At 71.0% G+C, this 16,229-nt stretch carries 11 protein-coding genes; 7 read left to right on the forward strand and 4 right to left on the reverse strand.

Features of this window, described 5'->3' with window-relative positions:
- Positions 1–27 precede the first annotated feature (27 nt).
- Both K7G19_RS18285 and K7G19_RS18290 read right to left on the reverse strand, forming a co-directional pair.
- Entirely contained in the window at positions 28–4,329 is a 4,302-nt protein-coding gene (locus K7G19_RS18285; RefSeq protein WP_226108458.1) for a translocation/assembly module TamB domain-containing protein, read from the reverse strand.
- 181 nt (positions 4,330–4,510) lie between these two features.
- Complete coding sequence (locus K7G19_RS18290; protein WP_223819796.1) at positions 4,511–6,238, reverse strand: autotransporter assembly complex family protein; 1,728 nt, start codon at positions 6,236–6,238, stop codon at positions 4,511–4,513.
- Between the two features lie 359 nt (positions 6,239–6,597).
- Between K7G19_RS18290 and K7G19_RS18295 the strand changes: the two genes are divergently transcribed.
- From K7G19_RS18295 to panC, 3 genes are all read left to right on the forward strand, one after another.
- Positions 6,598–6,786, forward strand: coding sequence for a DUF3460 family protein (locus K7G19_RS18295; protein WP_149317714.1), 189 nt, complete (start codon positions 6,598–6,600; stop codon positions 6,784–6,786).
- A gap of 67 nt (positions 6,787–6,853) precedes the next feature.
- Positions 6,854–7,732 (forward strand): ScpA family protein, encoded by an 879-nt coding sequence (locus K7G19_RS18300; RefSeq protein WP_150084408.1) that lies wholly within the window; start codon positions 6,854–6,856, stop codon positions 7,730–7,732.
- A gap of 47 nt (positions 7,733–7,779) precedes the next feature.
- Positions 7,780–8,628: a pantoate--beta-alanine ligase gene (gene panC / locus K7G19_RS18305; protein WP_149317712.1), complete on the forward strand. Its 849-nt coding sequence runs from the start codon at positions 7,780–7,782 to the stop codon at positions 8,626–8,628.
- A 232-nt stretch (positions 8,629–8,860) separates the two neighbouring features.
- Here panC and K7G19_RS18310 read toward each other — a convergent pair whose 3' ends face one another.
- Both K7G19_RS18310 and K7G19_RS18315 read right to left on the reverse strand, forming a co-directional pair.
- Complete coding sequence (locus tag K7G19_RS18310; protein ID WP_226108460.1) at positions 8,861–10,060, reverse strand: PepSY domain-containing protein; 1,200 nt, start codon at positions 10,058–10,060, stop codon at positions 8,861–8,863.
- A gap of 280 nt (positions 10,061–10,340) precedes the next feature.
- The gene (locus tag K7G19_RS18315) at positions 10,341–11,915 is read right to left on the reverse strand and encodes a cobyric acid synthase (RefSeq protein WP_370639575.1); all 1,575 of its coding nucleotides are present in this window, start codon (positions 11,913–11,915) and stop codon (positions 10,341–10,343) included.
- 275 nt (positions 11,916–12,190) lie between these two features.
- On the opposite strand from K7G19_RS18315, the gene cobU reads away from it, so the two are divergent.
- The 4 genes from cobU (at position 12,191) to K7G19_RS18335 (ending at position 16,214) form a co-directional block, all read left to right on the forward strand.
- On the forward strand, positions 12,191–12,910 hold the full coding sequence (gene cobU / locus K7G19_RS18320; protein ID WP_226108462.1) for a bifunctional adenosylcobinamide kinase/adenosylcobinamide-phosphate guanylyltransferase: 720 nt from the start codon (positions 12,191–12,193) through the stop codon (positions 12,908–12,910).
- Complete coding sequence (gene cbiB, locus K7G19_RS18325; RefSeq protein ID WP_226108464.1) at positions 12,904–13,896, forward strand: adenosylcobinamide-phosphate synthase CbiB; 993 nt, start codon at positions 12,904–12,906, stop codon at positions 13,894–13,896. The genes cobU and cbiB overlap by 7 nt, the downstream gene beginning before the upstream one ends.
- Before the next feature lie 100 nt (positions 13,897–13,996).
- A complete protein-coding gene (gene cobD / locus K7G19_RS18330; protein WP_226108465.1) occupies positions 13,997–15,160 on the forward strand; it encodes a threonine-phosphate decarboxylase CobD in 1,164 nt (387 codons plus the stop codon).
- 1 nt (position 15,161) lies between these two features.
- On the forward strand, positions 15,162–16,214 hold the full coding sequence (locus K7G19_RS18335) for a cobalamin-binding protein (RefSeq protein WP_226108466.1): 1,053 nt from the start codon (positions 15,162–15,164) through the stop codon (positions 16,212–16,214).
- Positions 16,215–16,229 lie beyond the last annotated feature (15 nt).

Raw genomic sequence — 16,229 nt, forward strand, 5'->3', positions numbered from 1 at the left:
CGGCCCGCACCCACGCCGTTGCCTCGCTCATCGCTTGATGGCCTCGGCAGGCCCCTCCGGTGGCGTGGGCGGATTGTCGGCGTCGCCGCCGGTGCTTCCCGTACTTGCATCCTGCTCTCTCCTGGCGCCCTCGCGCCGTGGTGACGATCCTGAAAATAGCTGGCTCCAGCTGTCGAAACGCCGGTTGAACAGCAGCGACAGCCCGTTGATGGTGCCGCCGCGCGCGATCAGCGACCAGCGCCGCGAGAAGGCCCAGGTCACCTTGGCGACGTTGGCCGCCGACGTCAGGCTCTGCTCGTAGCCGACCGAAATCTTCTCGCTGACCGCCTTGCCGACGCTGACCACCTGCTGCTCGTTCAAACCCGCGGTGCTCGGGCCGATCGAGAATTCGTCGATGCCGAAGCGCTGCACCACGCCCTTGCCGGCCTTCGAGCCCAGCATGCCGAGCGCCGCACCGCCCAGCGCCGCCCCGCTCAGCTGCTGTTGCTGCCCGGCCGTGCTGCTGTCGGCGCCGTAGCCGAACATCAGCCACGACAGCTTGTCCTCGTCCGGCACGTTGGGCTCGGACACCAGCCGCACGCGCGGCAGCCGTACCGTGCCGGTGACCTCGACGCCCGCCTCGACTTCCTGGTTCAGCCGCATCGCGCGGATATTCAGATTCGGATTGCCGACCGGGCCATTGAAATTGACGATGCCGCGCGTGATCTGCAGCCGCCGACCGAAGGCCTCGTAGGTGCCCTCGACCACCCGCACGGTGCCGGTGACCCGCATCGGCGTCAAGGGCTCGCTGTTGACGCCCAGGCGCCCGGCCAGCAGCAGATCCGCTCCCGCGCCGCGGAAGCGGAAGCGGTCCCCCAGGTCCACCGACAGGTCGATGACCGGGGCGAAGCGGCTGGTCGGCTGCGACTCCGGCACCGCCGGCGTGGCGGCGGTGCGCACCTCGCGCTCGGCGCGCCGGTCCGACTTGCGCACGATCACCACGTCGTCGCCCAGCACCGGCGCGCCAGCCTTGGGCAGGTCGAACAACCCGCGATCGACGCGGAACTTGCCGCGGATCACGAACTGCCGGTTCTCGTTGGCCATGTCGGCGTTGCCGGACACCACCAGCGTGCGCTCGGGACTGGCGAACAGCTCCAGCCGGTCGGCGACGATGCGGGCACGCAGCGTCGGATCGGTTTCGCCGAGCCGCACGTTGCCGCTGGCGGTCAGCGTCCCGTCGCCGCCGCGGAACAGCACCTGACGCAGCTCGATCACGTTGCGGTCGAGCACGATGCGCACGATGCCGTCAGTCAGGCGGATGCCCTGGTCGTACAGCGTGATGGCCAGGCCGTCGCCGTTGATGGTGCCGGTCAGCACCGGCGCGCCGATCGTGCCGGCCAGCTGCATCGCGGCCGCCAGCCGGCCGTCGAACGCGTATTGCGGACCGGTCAGGGCCTCCAGCGCCTTGAGCCGCGGCACATCGAAGGCGACCTGGCCGCCCAGCGCCGAGGCCGGCGTCACCGTCAGCACGCCCTGCTCGGGCATCAGGCCGGCGAAGGCGTCGACCCTGGCGGTACCCAGGCGCGACGACACCACGTTGCCGCGCAGCTGCAGGCGGGTGCCGGCGGCTTCGGCGCGCAGCACGGTGTCGCCCAGCCCCAGCGTGGTGTAGCCCCGGCCGGCGTTGACCGACAGGTCGCCGCTGCGGCGCCGTAGCTCGGCAAAGCCGGATGCGGTCTCGGCCAGGTTCAGGTTCCACTGGCCGTCCAGTATCAGATCCGAGCGCAGCGGTGGCGCATCGCCGGTGAAGGCCTCCGCCAGCGCGAGCAGATGGCCGACCTGCAGGCCATTGAGCGCGCCCTGGGTCCGGATGCGGCCGCGGTCCCAATCCAGGCGGTCCAGGGCAATGGTGCCGCGGGCCAGCTGCAGCCGCGTCTGCCCCAGGGTCAGCTTCTGCGCGCCGGCGCTGACGGCGACCGGCGTCAGCAGCTTCAGTTCGACGGTGCCGCGCTCCTCCAGCGTGCTGACCGTGCCGGTCCAGGTGCCGTTCTTCCAGCTGCCCTGCCCCGCGGCCTGCAATTGCAACGGCCGGCGCCGCATGCGGCCCTCGCCTTCGACGTTGAAGCTGTGCCTGGCCTGCGTGCCGTCGAGGCTCGCCTGCAGCGTGCTCATCGACAATTGCGGACCGCGATAGCCGCGCGCGTCCAGCCGCAGCCGCAGCGGACCGTCGATGCCGCCGCGCAGATCGGCGTTGCCGCTGGCGCTCTCGACGCGGTGCGGGCCCATCGACAGCGTGCGGGCATCGTAGGTTGCCGTGATTTCCGGCCGTTGCCAGGTGCCGCTGACCTGGGCGTCGAGCTTGAGCGTGCCGCCGACGCCGAACTTGAGCCGATCGAGTTGCGGCGCGTCGACGGCCACTGTCATGCGGTCGCCGCGCGCGCCGAAGCTGCCGCGCAGGTCGGCGCGGTTGCCGGCCATCGACAGCGTCGCCTCGCTCGGCAGCAGACGCTGTCCGGCCAGCCGGACCTTGCCGCCGCCGGTCATCGGCAGCCCCGCGTATTCGCTGTCGCCGATGGAAAAGTCCGCCGCCACGCGCGGCTCGCCGGCCAGCGTGCCGGAGGCGTCGAAGTTCGCGTTGATGCGGCCCTTGGCGACGCTCGCCAGCCGCGCCGGGTCCAGATCGCTGATGCGGCCCTTGAAGCTGAACGGCTGCTGGTCCTTCAGCCCGAGCCTGCCCTCGGCGTGCAGGCTGCCCTGCGCGACGCCCAGGCGCAGCGCGGCCAGCGTGACGGCGTCGGCATCGATGCGCGCGTCGGCGAACAGCTTCAGCTCGCCGCCGCCGAGGTCCAGCGCGACGCTCTGGCGTCCCGGCTCCAGCCGCACGATTACCGGGCCCGACAGCTTCGCGCTGCGCAGCTTGCCGTGCAGCGCATGCGGATCGAGCCGGCGCACGTCCAGATCGAAGCCGCCGCGGCCCTCGCGCAGCGAACCGCTGCCGACGATCTCGCCATTGCCGGCCAGCGCCACGCGCAGGTCGCGGACATGCTGGGCGGCCTCGCTCAGCTCGACCGTGGCGCGCAGCGACTGCACCGGCAGCCGCTCCGCGTCGAGCGGTCCGGGCTCGTGATTGCGGATGGAGACTTCGCCGGCCACGGTCAGCGGCGCGGCGGCCGGTGCCGCCGAGGGCGATGGTTGCGGGGCCGACGCCGCCGGAACGCTGGCCGCAGGGGTCGATCGCGCCGACGTGGCCGGAACACTGGCCGCGGGAGCCGATGGCGTCGACGCTGCCGGAACACTCGGAACACTCGCCGGAGGAGCCGAGGGCGCCGGCGCCGCCGGAACACTGGCCGGCGCGGACGCGGCCTCCGGCGCAGCGGGCGCCGCCGCGCCACCGCTGCCGTCCACCGGCCGCAACTCCGCATGCACCGACAGGTTCGCCTGCGGCGCGGCAGGGTTGAACAGCCGCGGATTGATGCGCTCGCCGTCTACCCGCAGGCGCGTGAACGGCACCTGCCCGAACGGCGTCAGTTCGATTTCGCCGCGGCCGCGCAGGCGGTCGCCGCTCGCCTCGACGTCCGCCCGCAGCGCCTCCAGCGTGCCGTCGGCGCGCGCGCTGACGTTATAGGCCTCCTTCTCCCACTCGCCTTCGAGCAGCGCCTCGCCGTTCAGCGCGAACGGCGTCTCGCCGGCGATCTGCGCGTTGGCCGACAGCTTGCCGTAGGGCGTCACCAGCCGGTCGACGGTCAGCCGGTGCCGGCTGCCGTCCGTATGCAAGGCGGCCGACAGATCGGAAAACACCAGCGGCGACGCGGTCGCCTCGGGCCCGCGCAGGATCGACAGCCGCGCCAGCGTCAGCGCATCGACGTCGATCGCCAGCGGCAGCGACAGCGAGTCCGGCAAGGTTGGCGGCGGCTGGTCGGGCTTGTCCTCGGACGGCGGCAGCCGCACGTCGACGTTGCCCAGCCGCAGCGCGGCCACGTGCAGCCGCGTCCGGCCGGGGCCGAGATGCCAGGCCAGCGACCAGCTGCCGTCGAGCCGGTCCACGCTGACGCGGGTCTCGCCCTGCGCGAACACCACGTCGCGCAACTGCAGGCCGCGCGCGAAGGTGCCGCCCTGGTACTGGCCGGCCAGCACGCCGGCGGACAGCCGGGTCGCCAGCGACCACAGCTCGCGCGAGCCGCGCTCCGTGCGCAGCGCCGCGCCGAGCACGACCGCCAGCAGCACGATCAGCGCCACCAGCGCGAGCAGCACGATGCCGAACACGCGCAGCCAGCGCCGGCGGCGCGGCTGCGGCGCGCGCGGCGTCTCGCTGCCGCGGGCGGGAACGGAAGGCAGGTCGGGCGTGCTCATGCGCCGGGACTCGGGAAATCGGCGGGGACGGGGGCGATCGCAGCGGCCGAAACCATCGGAGCCATCGGCGCCATCAGAGGCATCGAAGCCATCGATGCAACCGGAGCTATCGAAGCGATCCAGGCGCCCCCGACAATCGCCTCATGCGCCGGTGCCGGCCGGCACGAAGGACGCATCGCCATCAGAATGCCACTCCCAGCGAGATATGCGGGCGGAATTGCCGCTCCTGGATGCCGTAGCCCACGTCGAGCTGGACCGGTCCCACCGGACTGCGCCAGCGCGCGCCGATGCCGACGCCGTGGTAGATGCGCACGCCGTCGAGGTTGTTGGTGGCGGTGCCGGCGTCCCAGAAGATCGCCGCGCCCCAGTCGGGCTTGAACCAGTACTGGTACTCCAGGCTCGTGGTGGCCAGGTACTTGGCCGGCAGCACGCTGGTGCCCCGCCGCGTGCCGATGGACTGGAAGCCGTAGCCGCGGATCGAATCGGTGCCGCCGGCGCGGAAGCGCAGCGTGGCGGGAATCTTGTCGGCGCTGCCGCTGGTCAGGTCCGCGCCAAGCTCGAGCCGGGCGACGATCAGGTCGCGGGTGCGCACCGGGATGTATTGCCGGATGCGGCCGTACAGGCGGACGAAGCTCTGGTCGGTCAGCAAGCCCTCCACCGCCGCGCCGATCTGGGTGTTGATGATATTGCCGCGGCGCGGGAACACCGGATTGTCGACATCGCGGCGGGTCCACGCGTATTGCGGCACCAGCGCCTTGCTCAGCTGGCGCGGCTGGTCGTACGGCTGCAGGTCGTCGTAGAAGAAATCGAGCGACAGCGCGGTGTCGTAGCGCTCGCGCGTGCGGGCGCGGCGCACGCCGGTACGCCAGCTCCGGGTGTCGGTATTCTCGATATCCAGCGTGCGCTCGTAGCTGGCGTAGACGCTGTTGCGGTAGGTCTTGCTGTCGGGCGGCATCGCCACCTCGGCGAAGGCGTATTGCCGCTTCTGCTCGATGCGGGCCTGCGAATCGAAGATCCAGGCGCGGTTGAACAGGTTGTAGTACGCGTAGCGCCCCTCGACCTGCGCGCCGGTATCGGTGTTGTAGCCGACGCCGGAGACGATCCGATGCACCGGATACTCGCGCACCCGCACATTGACCGGCGCAGTCACCGTGTCGCCATTGCCATCGGCATCCGGCACCGGATCGCCGAGCTCGACCAGCACATTGGAGAAGTACGGCTGGTTCTGGATCGCGCGCTGCAGCTCAAGCAGCCGCTCGACGCGATAGGGCTCGCCGACGTACAGCGGATTGACGTTGCGCACGATCTGCTCGGGATAGCGCCGGGTGCCGCTGACCACCAGCGCGCCCATGCGGTAGGCCGGGCCGCTGTCGTAGGTCGCGCTCAGATCGGCGGCGCGCTCCTCGGGCTCGATGCGCGCCTGCGAGGCGGCCAGCTTCGCGCCGTAGTAGGCGTTGCTCTGCAGCTCGACCAGCGCGTCTTCCTTGGCCTTGTCCCAGTCGGACTGGCGAAACGGATCGCCGACCGGCAGGCCCCACTTCTTGCGCATCGCCTCGACCTGCTCGGGCGAGCGCGTGGCGGCGGGCCCGCGCACATCGACATCGACGTGGCGGATCAGCGTGCGGGCGCCCGGGTCGACCGTCACGTGGATCACGCGGCTGTCGCCGCTGCCCTCGACACGGGTGGTGGTCTGCGGATCGAACCAGCCTTCGGTGGCGGCGAAGGCCCGGACCTGGTCGCCAACCGTTTCGATCATGTACGCGATCTGGTCCTCGCCCAGGTCGGCCCGTTCGCGATAGCGGACCAGGTCCAGATGCTCTTCGAGGATGTCCTTCAGCGGCTCGGGCGCCTCCACCTGGACCCGGTAGGCCGCCTGGACCGGCGCCGGCAGCAGGACGAACAGCAGCACGAGCAGCGGGGCCAGCAGCGGGGCGAGCAGAGGAGTCGGCGGGCGAGCCGGCGGGGGAGGCAGGTGGGGAGCCAGGGAGGGTGCCGGCTGCGCGGCCAACCGCCGGGCAAACCACCGCGACGCCTGCGCGGACGCCACCGCGCCGCTGCCCCGGGGGCGGCGGAATCCGATGCGCATGATCCCGAGGTCCAATATCATCCGTCGTTGCGATCCGACAAAGTCGCTATTTGACCACACCCCACGGCCCGATCCCCAAACCCCGAGCGCCCCAGGCCGGCAAAGCCCGCCCCGGCATGGCAATACGGTAGAATCGCGGCAGTTTTCCATTCCCCTATAGCATTCTGTATAGCTTTCCTGCCATGGCCATGTACGAATCCGAGATCACCCAGTTCCTGAAGGCGCTCAAGCAGGAGCGCCCGTCGCTGGAGGCGGAACAGCGCCAAGGCCGCGCCCTGCTGTGGGACAAGGCCCCGATCGACCTCGAGGAGCGCCAGCGCGCCGAGGCATCGCGGGTCCCGCAGAAGCCCTACGTCTACTCGCTGGACTGATGCCGGCACGCATCCCGGCGCCGCGGCCCCGGCCGACCGCCGCGATGCGTGCGCAACCGCCCCACTCATGAACCATAGCGAACAGGACAAGCTCGCGCTCGCGCTCGAGCTGCCCAGCGCGGCGCCCGAGGGCGCCTCGCCGGACACGGTCGACGGCATGGCGTTCGCGCGCCTGTACGGCGAGCCGCTGTTCCAGCTGCCGCAGGACCTGTATATCCCGCCCGACGCGCTCGAGATCTTCCTCGAAGCGTTCGAAGGACCGCTGGACCTGCTGCTGTACCTGATTCGCAAGCAGAACTTCAATGTGCTCGACATCCCGATGTCGCAGGTCACGCACCAGTACCTGGCGTATGTCGAGCAGATCCGCAAGAGCAATCTGGAGCTGGCGGCCGAATACCTGCTGATGGCCGCGATGCTGATCGAGATCAAGTCGCGCATGCTGCTGCCGGTCAAGAAGGCCGACAGCGACGAGGACGCCGAAGACCCGCGCGCCGAGCTGGTGCGCCGGCTGCTCGAATACGAGCAGATGAAGCTCGCCGCGCAGAAGCTCGATCAGGTGCCGCAGCTGGGCCGCGATTTCCTGCGCTCGCAGGTCTACATCGAGCAGAGCCTGGCGCCGCGCTTCCCCGACGTCGACACCACCGACCTGCAGGCCGCCTGGGCCGACGTGCTCAAGCGCGCCAAGCTGAACCAGCACCACAAGATCTCGCGCGAGGAACTGTCCGTGCGCGAGCACATGAGCCAGATCCTGCGCCGGCTGCAGCATGCCCGCTTCATGGAGTTCACCGAGCTGTTCGAGGATGCGATCCGCTCGGGCAAGGGCGTGCCGGTGGTGGTGGTCAATTTCATCGCGATGCTCGAGCTGTCGCGCGAGTCCCTGGTCGAAATCACCCAGGCCGAGCCCTATGCGCCGATCTACGTGCGCCTGGCCTATACCCCCGCATAGCCCCGGCATCGCCGCGCGCTTTTCCTGACGAGCAGTACACCGCATCCATGAAAGTCATTTCCTCCATTCACGAGCTGCGCGACCAGTTGCGCGGCCAGAACCGGATCGCCTTCGTCCCGACCATGGGCAATCTGCACGAAGGCCATCTGTCGCTGATGCGGCTGGCGCGCCAGCATGGCGATCCGGTAGTGGCCTCGATCTTCGTCAATCGGCTGCAGTTCGGTCCCAACGAGGATTTCGACAAGTATCCGCGCACGCTGCAGGACGACATCGAGAAGCTGCAGAAGGAAGGCGTCTACGTGCTGTTCGCGCCCACCGAGCGCGACATGTACCCGGAACCGCAGGAATACCGCGTCGATCCGCCGCACGACCTGGGCGACATCCTGGAGGGCGAGTTCCGCCCGGGCTTCTTCAATGGCGTCTGCACGGTGGTGATGAAGCTGTTCTCGTGCGCGCAGCCGCGCGTCGCGGTGTTCGGCAAGAAGGACTACCAGCAGCTGATGATCGTGCGGCGCATGGCAAACCAGTTCGCGCTGCCGATCGACATCGTGCCGGCCGAGACCGTGCGGGCCGAGGACGGCCTGGCGCTATCGTCGCGCAACCGCTATCTGTCGCCGGACGAGCGGGCCGAGGCGCCGATGCTGTACCGCACGCTGCATCAGGTGCGCGACCAGGTGCTGGCCAACGCCGGCCGCGGCCTCGAACTGACCGCGGTCGAGGCGCAGGCGCTCGATGCGCTGAAGGCCCGCGGCTGGAAGCCCGACTACGTGTCGATCCGCAAGCGCAGCAATCTGCAGGCACCGAGCCGCGATGAATACGCGGCCGGCGAACCGCTGGTGGTGCTGGCCGCCGCCAAGCTCGGCGCCACGCGTCTGATCGACAATCTGGAAATCTAGCGGGCAAGGCCGGCGGCGCCAGGCCCGCCGGCCCTGTCCCCCTGTCCGCCTTTCCCCCTTTCCGCCTTTCCCCCTTTCCCGCCTTTCCCCCTTTCCCGCCTTTCCCGCCTTTCCCGCCTTCCCCGCTCCCGCTTTCCCGACTCCGTGTCAGCGCCCGTCCCGCGCGCGCAGGGACCGGCACGGCCCTGCTGCCGGCCGCGCCCGGGCGAAATCGCACGGGCGCTGCACGGCGTCAGCGGCGTACTGCCTGCCGCTGCTCGGTCTTCTTCAGATGGCGCCGGTGGCCGCGCTGGCGCTTCCACCAGATCAGAACGCCGGTCAGCGCAAACAGCAGCGGCGCCAGCCCGAACGCGGAGATGAAGATGCGGCCCGGCATGCCGAACGCCTCGCCGGTATGCAGCGGATACATCCAGTTCAGCACGGTGTCACCGGCCGGCGCGGCGAGCGGATCGCGCACGCCGAGGCGGGCACCGGTATAGGCATCGAGCCACAGCCGGGTCGCGCCGCTGCCCTGGCGCACCTCGCCCGGCTGGCGCAGCCGGATCTCGTAGACATCGGTCGGCTGGCGCGGGAAGGTCACGCGCGACACGATCGCCTCCGGGTACAGCGCCTGGGCCGCCTGCACGGCCTGCTGCGTGCCCATCGGCATGGCCCCCTCGTAGGGCGGCGTGGACGCCGGCCGTGCCGGCGCGGTGACCGTCATCACGCTGCCGACCAGCGGCGTGACCCACTTTGGCAGATTCAGATACCAGCCCGAAAACGCGATCGTCGCCAGCACCGGCGCGGCCAGGATGCCGCCGGCGCGATGCAGCGAATAGTTCAGCCGCCACCACGAGCCGCCGTGCGTGATGCGAAACGCCTGCAGGATCGCGCGCGCCTTCAGCTTGGGCCACCACAGCGCGATGCCGGCCAGCACCGTGAACAGCAGCAGCATGCCGCCCACGCCGGCCACGGTCTTGCCGGTATCGCCGGCGAGCAGATAGTGATGCAGATGGAAGAGCGTGGGCATCAGCAACGGGCGCGACAGCCCGGGCTCGCCCCAGACGCGTTCGCCCTTGATCGCCAGCGTGGCCGGGTCGATCATCACCTGGCGCGAGCGGCCCGGCACCGGGGCGGCCTTGCCCGGCTCCTTGACGTGATACCAGGCGATGAAGACGTCGCGCTCCGACACCGGCAGCATCAGCATCCTCGGCTTGCCGTATTGCGGATCGGCCTTCAGCTTCGCGACGACTTCCTGCACGGCGTCGGCACGCAGCGGCAGCGACACCGGCGCGGAGGCCACCAGCAGCTCGGGATTGAGCGCGGCGTCGATCTCGTGGCGCCACGACAGCACGGTGCCCGTCAGGCCCAGCAGCACGAACAGCACGCCGAGCCACAGGCCGATATACAGATGGAGTTTGACGAGCAGGACGCGCAGGCGGCCGGTAACCATGGTGTGGAACGATGGCGCGGCCGGCCGATACCGGCGCGCACTACGAGGCTGACAAAGCCGACAAGTGTAGCAGGCCGGTCTTGCGGGACGTCGGCCGGCGCCTCGATCTGGGCGATGCCGGCGCCGCGCTCGGACCGCGCCCGTGGCTTCGGCCGGCGGCTGGCCTCAGTTGGCCGCATCAGGTAACGGCTGGTCTCAGCCGGCCGCCGGCTTCTGCTCGCGGCTTGCCTCTGTCGGTGGCCGCTTCACCGCGCGGCGCGCTTCAGGCCTCGGGCCGACCTCAGCTTGCAGCCGGCCGCAGCGGCGCCAGCAAGACGCTCAGGTCCAGATGCGCGGCCATCGTATCGGCGAGGCGTTCGAGCGATGCTTCGCGCAGCGCGGCCAGGTCGACTCCGTCGGCGCCATCCAGACCGGCCCAGCGCAGCAACGCTGCACAGCCCGCCGGATCGTCGAACAGCCCATGCAGATAGGTGGCCAGCACCTGGCCATCGTCGGACAGCGCACCGTCGGCGCGGCCGTCGTCGAGCCGCAGCGCGGGCCGCGCCAGCGCCGGGCCTTCGGTGACGCCCAGATGGATCTCGTAGCCGGCAACGCAGGCGTCCGCCTGCGGCAGGGCCAGCGTGCCGCGCGCCTGGCGCAACTGCTTGTCGGCGGCCAGCACGGTGGCGAAGTCGAGCAGGCCCAGCCCGTCGCTGCCGCCGGGCGCACCCTCCCTTCCGTCCGGATCCTCGATGCGGCGCCCCAGCATCTGCATGCCGCCGCAGATGCCGACGACCTTGCCGCCATAGCGCAGATGCCGCAGCAGCGCGCGGTCCCAGCCCTGCTCGCGCAGGAACGCCAGATCGGCGCGCACGCTCTTGCTGCCCGGCAGCACGATCAGATCGGCAGGCGGGATCGGCATGCCAGGGCCGATCCAGCGCAGGTCCACGCGTGGATGGGCGCGCAGCGCGTCGAAATCGGTATGGTTCGAAATGCGCGGCAGCACCGGCACGATCACGCGCAGGCGCGGCGCGCCCTCATCCTTGGCCGACTGCGTGGCGGCCACCGCGTCCTCGGCATCCAGATGCAGGCCATGCAGATAGGGCAGCACGCCCAGCACGGGCTTGCCGGTGCGCGCACGCAGCCAGTCCAGCCCCGGTTCGAGCAGCCCGATATCGCCGCGGAAGCGATTGATGATGAAGCCCTTGACGCGCGCGCGCTCGCTGGCCGACAGGCAGTCCAGCGTGCCGACCAGATGCGCGAACACGCCGCCGCGGTCGATATCGGCGACCAGCACCACCGGGCAATCGACCGCCTCGGCAAAGCCCATGTTGGCGATGTCGCGCTCGCGCAGATTGACCTCGGCCGGGCTGCCCGCGCCTTCGACCAGCACCACGTCGTAGCCCTCGCGCAGGCGCCGGTGCGAGGCCAGCACGGCCTGCATCGCGACCGGCTTGTACGCGTGATAGGCGCGGGCATCGAGGTCCAGCCGGGCGCGGCCATGGATGATGATCTGCGCACCGGTGTCGCTGCTCGGCTTGAGCAGCACGGGGTTCATGTCGGTGTGCGGCGCCAGCCCGGCGGCCTGGGCCTGCAACGCCTGCGCGCGGCCGATCTCGCCGCCGTCGGCGGTGACGGCGCTGTTCAGCGCCATGTTCTGCGGCTTGAACGGGGCCACCCGTACCCCGGCACGCGCCAGCAGCCGGCACAGGCCCGCGACCACGGTGCTCTTGCCGGCGTCGGAGGTCGTGCCCTGGATCATCAGCGTGCCGCGCAACAGCGAGGCGTAGGGAATGGGGACGGCCGGTGCGTGGTCGGCGGCGTCGGCTGAGCCTGCTGCTTCGGGGGGATCGGTCGGATCGGGATAGGCTTGCATCGCGGCGATTATCGCATCGGCCCATGCCCGGCCATCGCCATCCTGCGCCTGGCCCTGGGGCCGACCGCCGTACCGGTCCCCACACCGATCCGCCGCATCGATCCGCCGCATCGATCCGCCGCATCGATCCGCCACATCGATCCGCCACATCGATCCGCCACATCGATCTGCCGCATCGATCTGCCGCATCGATCCCTCGCCTCGGTCCCCGCACCACACCGAGCCCCGCGCCGATCCGCCCTGGCAGCACGCGATGCGCCCGCTACAATACCCGGATGGAACCCAAGGCCCCTCCTCACGCCGGCACCGGCCCCGCCGACACGCCGTCCGACGTCGCGCTGCCCACCGGCGAAGCGGCCATCGCGGTGGCCACCCAGACGGCCGTCGGCCTGCCCAGGCCCGGGCCGCGCGAGCTGACGCTGGTGCTGGGTGGCGCACGCTCCGGCAAGAGCCACTTCGCCGAGCAGCTGGCCACCGATCACGCCGTGGCCACCGGCGGGCCCGTGACCTATATCGCCACTGCGCGCGAGGACCCGGACGACACCGACGAGGAAATGCAGTTGCGCATCGCGCTGCATCGCGCGCGGCGTCCCGCCGACTGGAATCTGGTCGAGGAGCCGCTGCATCTGGCCGACGCGCTGTACGCGCATGCCCGCCGCGACGGCTGCATCCTGGTCGACTGCATGACGGTCTGGCTGAACAACCTGATCTTCCTCGACAAGCGCCCCTATCCCGAGCACGGCGTCATCACGCCGCCGCCGGCCTTCACCGAGGAGATGGACGCGCTGCTGGCCGCGCTGCCGACGCTGCCGGGCCATGTGATCCTGGTCTCCAACGAGATCGGCTTCGGCGTGGTGCCGATGGGCGCGATCACCCGCTTCTACGTCGACGAGCTCGGCCGCCTGAACCAGAAGCTGGCCGCCGCGGCGGACCGCGTGCGCCTGCTGGTCGCCGGCCTGCCGGTCGCGATCAAGGGACCGGACCCGGCATGGTGAGTTCGCTGTGGCCCGCGGCGCCGCTGGCGCCGGGCGCCGCCATTGCGCTGACGGCCCTCGCCGGGGTAGGACTCGACCGCTGGCTCGGCGAGCCGCGCCGCTGGCATCCGCTGGTCGGCTTCGGCAGGCTGGCCAATGCCGCCGAGCGCGCGCTGAACCGGCCGGGACATCCTTGGCGCCAGCGCGGCCTCGGGCTGATGGCCTGGTCCGTGCTGGTGCTCTTGCCGGCTGCGCTGGCCGCGCTACTGATCGCGGCCGCCACCGAATTCGCGGGCGCCTGGCTGGGCTGGCTGCTGCATGCGCTGGGCCTGTATGCCACGCTGGGCGCGCGCAGCCTGTGCCAGCATATCGAACCGATCGCCAGGGCACTGGCCGACGGAAACCTGCCGCAAGCGCGCCAGCTGACCGCGCGCATCGTCTCGCGCGACACCGTGGACGCCGATGCGCCCGCACTGGCCCGCGCGGCCTGCGAATCGGCACTCGAGAACGGCAACGACGCGATCTTCGGCGCGTTGTTCTGGTTCCTGATCGGCGGCGCCCCGGCGGCGATCGCCTATCGGCTCGCCAATACGCTCGATGCGATGTGGGGCTACCGGACCGAGCGCCTGCTGCATTTCGGCTGGGCCGCGGCCCGCCTCGACGATCTGCTGAATCTGATTCCCGCGCGGCTGACCGCGCTGTCCTATGCGCTGCTCGGCTCGACCGCGCGCGCCCTGCGCTGCTGGCGCGTGCAGGCCCCGGCGTGGTCCAGTCCGAACGCCGGCCCCGTGATGGCGGCGGGCGCCGGTGCCCTCGGTGTCGCGCTCGGCGGTCCGGCCCGCTACCACGGCCAGTGGGAAGCGCGTCCGCCGCTGGGCGAAGGCCAGCCGCCGGGCGCCGCCGACGTCATGGCCAGCCTGCGGCTGGTGCGGCGAACGCTGTGGCTTTGGCTGGCCCTGGCCGTCGCGTACGGCATCGTCGCCCAGTGTTTGGCGCTGTCGCGATGAACCATCCGCATCCCTTGCCTTCTCCGATCCGCCACGGCGGCAATCTGCTGGCGCTGACGCTCGCCTGCGGCATCGTCGCCCAACGGCTGGCGCTGTCGCGATGAACCACCCGCATTCCCTGCCCCCTCCGATCCGCCACGGCGGCAATCTGCTGGCCGCGGTGCGCCGCTACGGCCGCGACCCGGCCGACTGGCTCGACCTGTCGACCGGCATCAATCCGGACGGCTATCCGGTGCCGCCGTTGCCGGCCGACTGCTGGCAGCGGCTGCCGCAGGACGACGATGGCCTCGCGGAGATCGCCGCCCGCGCCTACGGCTCGCCGCATGCCCTGCCGGTCGCCGGTTCGCAGGCCGCGATCCGCACGCTGCCCGCGCTGCTGCCGCCGGGCCGCGTCGGCATCGCCGCGCTCGGTTACAGCGAGTACGCGCCGGCGTTTGCCGCCGCCGGCCATCGCGTGGTGCCGCTGGATGAGGCTCACTTCTCGGATCCGGCCCTTGCCGATGGCCTCGACCATCTGGTGGTCGTCAATCCGAACAATCCGACCGGCCGCATCGTGCCGCGCGAACGCCTGCTGGGCTGGCATGCCGCGCTGGCCGCGCGCGGCGGCACGCTGCTGGTCGACGAGGCCTTCGCCGATGCGTGGGTTACCGATGAAGGCGGTGGCTCGCTGGCGGCGGACAGCAACCGTGCCGGCCTGATCGTGCTGCGCTCGCTGGGCAAGTTCTATGGGCTCGCCGGGGTGCGCTGCGGCTTCGTGCTGGCGCAACCGGCGCTGCTGCAGGCGCTGGCCGAGCGTCTTGGGCATTGGACCGTGTCCGGCCCGGCACGCGCGGTGGCACGGCTGGCGCTGTGCGACACCGATTGGCAGGCCGCCACACGGGCGCGGCTGCGCGTGGCGAGCGCCCGGCTCGATGCGCTGCTGCGCCGGCATGGCCTGGCGCCGGTCACCTTGCCGCTGTTCGCCTGGGTGCCGCATGCCGATGCCGAGCGCATGCATCAGGCGCTGGCGCATGCCGGCGTCTGGACCCGGCTGTTCGATGCACCGGGGGCGTCCTTGGCTTCGCGGGAGGCCGCCGGCGGTCGTCCCGGGGATTTCGCTGGCGGTCGCCCCGGGGATTCATCCGGCGATTCCACGGCCAAGTCCCCCAGCGATACCACCGGCAATACCGCCAGGCTCCCGAGCCTGCGCCTCGGCCTGCCGCCCGATCGCGAGGCCTGCTGGCAGCGGCTGGCCGATGCCCTCGCCACCATTCTTCCGCTCTGACATGTCCCTGTTGCCGTTCCTGTCCCGCCGACGTCGGCCGCACGCCGCCACGCGTTCCGCCGCCACGCGTTCCGCCGCCACGTGTTCTGCCGCCACGCGTTCCGCCGGGCCTTCAGCCACGCGTTCTGCCACGCGTTCTGCCGCCCACGGTGTTGCCGCCATCGCATGCCTTGCCACGGCGTTAGCGGCCGCCAGGCCCATCGATGCGCGCGCCGCGGTCTCCGTCGTCGACGATGCCGGCCAGACCATCACGCTGGCGCAGCCGGCGCGCCGCATCGTGTCGCTGGCCCCGCATGTCACCGAGATGCTGTTCGCGGCAGGGGGCGGCGACCGCATCGTTGGCACCGTGAACTACAGCGACTATCCGCCCGAGGCGCGCGCGATCGCGCGGGTCGGCGACAACAAGGCGCTCGATCTCGAACGCATCGCGGCGCTGAAGCCCGACCTGATCGTGGTCTGGCGGCATGGCAACGCGCAGAAGCAGACCGAACGGCTGCGCGCGCTGGGCCTGCCGCTGTTCCACAGCGAGCCGCGGCGCTTGATGGCGGTGCCCGACAACATCGAGAAGCTGGGCGTGCTGCTCGGCACCGGCCCGACCGCGCACGCCGCGGCCGAACGCCTGCGCGCGCGCATCGCCGCGCTGGGCAAGGCCCACGCCGCGCGTCCGCCGGTGTCGGTGTTCTATCAGGTCTGGCAGCAGCCGTTGATGACGCTGAACGGCCAGCACATGGTCAGCGACATGCTGGCGCTGTGCGGCGGCCGCAATGTGTTCGCCGACGAGACGCCGCTGGTGCCGACGATTTCGGTCGAAGCGGTGCTCGCGCGCAATCCCGAGGCGATGATCACGGCCAGCATGGGCGCGACGCAGTCGGACCGGCCGCTGGCGGATTTCGCGCAATGGCAGCGCTGGCAGCAGCTGACCGCAGTGGCGCGGGGCAATCTCTTCACGATCGACGGCGACCTGATCAATCGCGCGGGACCGCGCGCCATCGATGCGGCGGAGATCCTGTGTCGCCAGCTGGAGATCGCGCGAAGCCGGCGGCCCGCGCAGTAGCGCGGTGCTTGCGGG

The organism is Cupriavidus sp. DB3, from assembly GCF_020418465.1.
Lineage (GTDB): Bacteria > Pseudomonadota > Gammaproteobacteria > Burkholderiales > Burkholderiaceae > Cupriavidus > Cupriavidus cauae.

Bases quoted from the DNA above. Each gene is read 5' to 3' on its own strand.
- K7G19_RS18285 (WP_226108458.1), bottom strand. From the start codon at position 4,329: ATGAGCACGCCCGACCTGCCTTCCGTTCCCGCCCGCGGCAGCGAGACG.
- K7G19_RS18295 (WP_149317714.1), top strand. From the start codon at position 6,598: ATGGCCATGTACGAATCCGAGATCACCCAGTTCCTGAAGGCGCTCAAG.
- K7G19_RS18300 (WP_150084408.1), top strand. From the start codon at position 6,854: ATGAACCATAGCGAACAGGACAAGCTCGCGCTCGCGCTCGAGCTGCCC.
- panC (WP_149317712.1), top strand. From the start codon at position 7,780: ATGAAAGTCATTTCCTCCATTCACGAGCTGCGCGACCAGTTGCGCGGC.
- K7G19_RS18310 (WP_226108460.1), bottom strand. From the start codon at position 10,060: ATGGTTACCGGCCGCCTGCGCGTCCTGCTCGTCAAACTCCATCTGTAT.
- K7G19_RS18315 (WP_370639575.1), bottom strand. From the start codon at position 11,915: ATGCAAGCCTATCCCGATCCGACCGATCCCCCCGAAGCAGCAGGCTCA.
- cobU (WP_226108462.1), top strand. From the start codon at position 12,191: ATGGAACCCAAGGCCCCTCCTCACGCCGGCACCGGCCCCGCCGACACG.
- cbiB (WP_226108464.1), top strand. From the start codon at position 12,904: ATGGTGAGTTCGCTGTGGCCCGCGGCGCCGCTGGCGCCGGGCGCCGCC.
- cobD (WP_226108465.1), top strand. From the start codon at position 13,997: ATGAACCACCCGCATTCCCTGCCCCCTCCGATCCGCCACGGCGGCAAT.
- K7G19_RS18335 (WP_226108466.1), top strand. From the start codon at position 15,162: ATGTCCCTGTTGCCGTTCCTGTCCCGCCGACGTCGGCCGCACGCCGCC.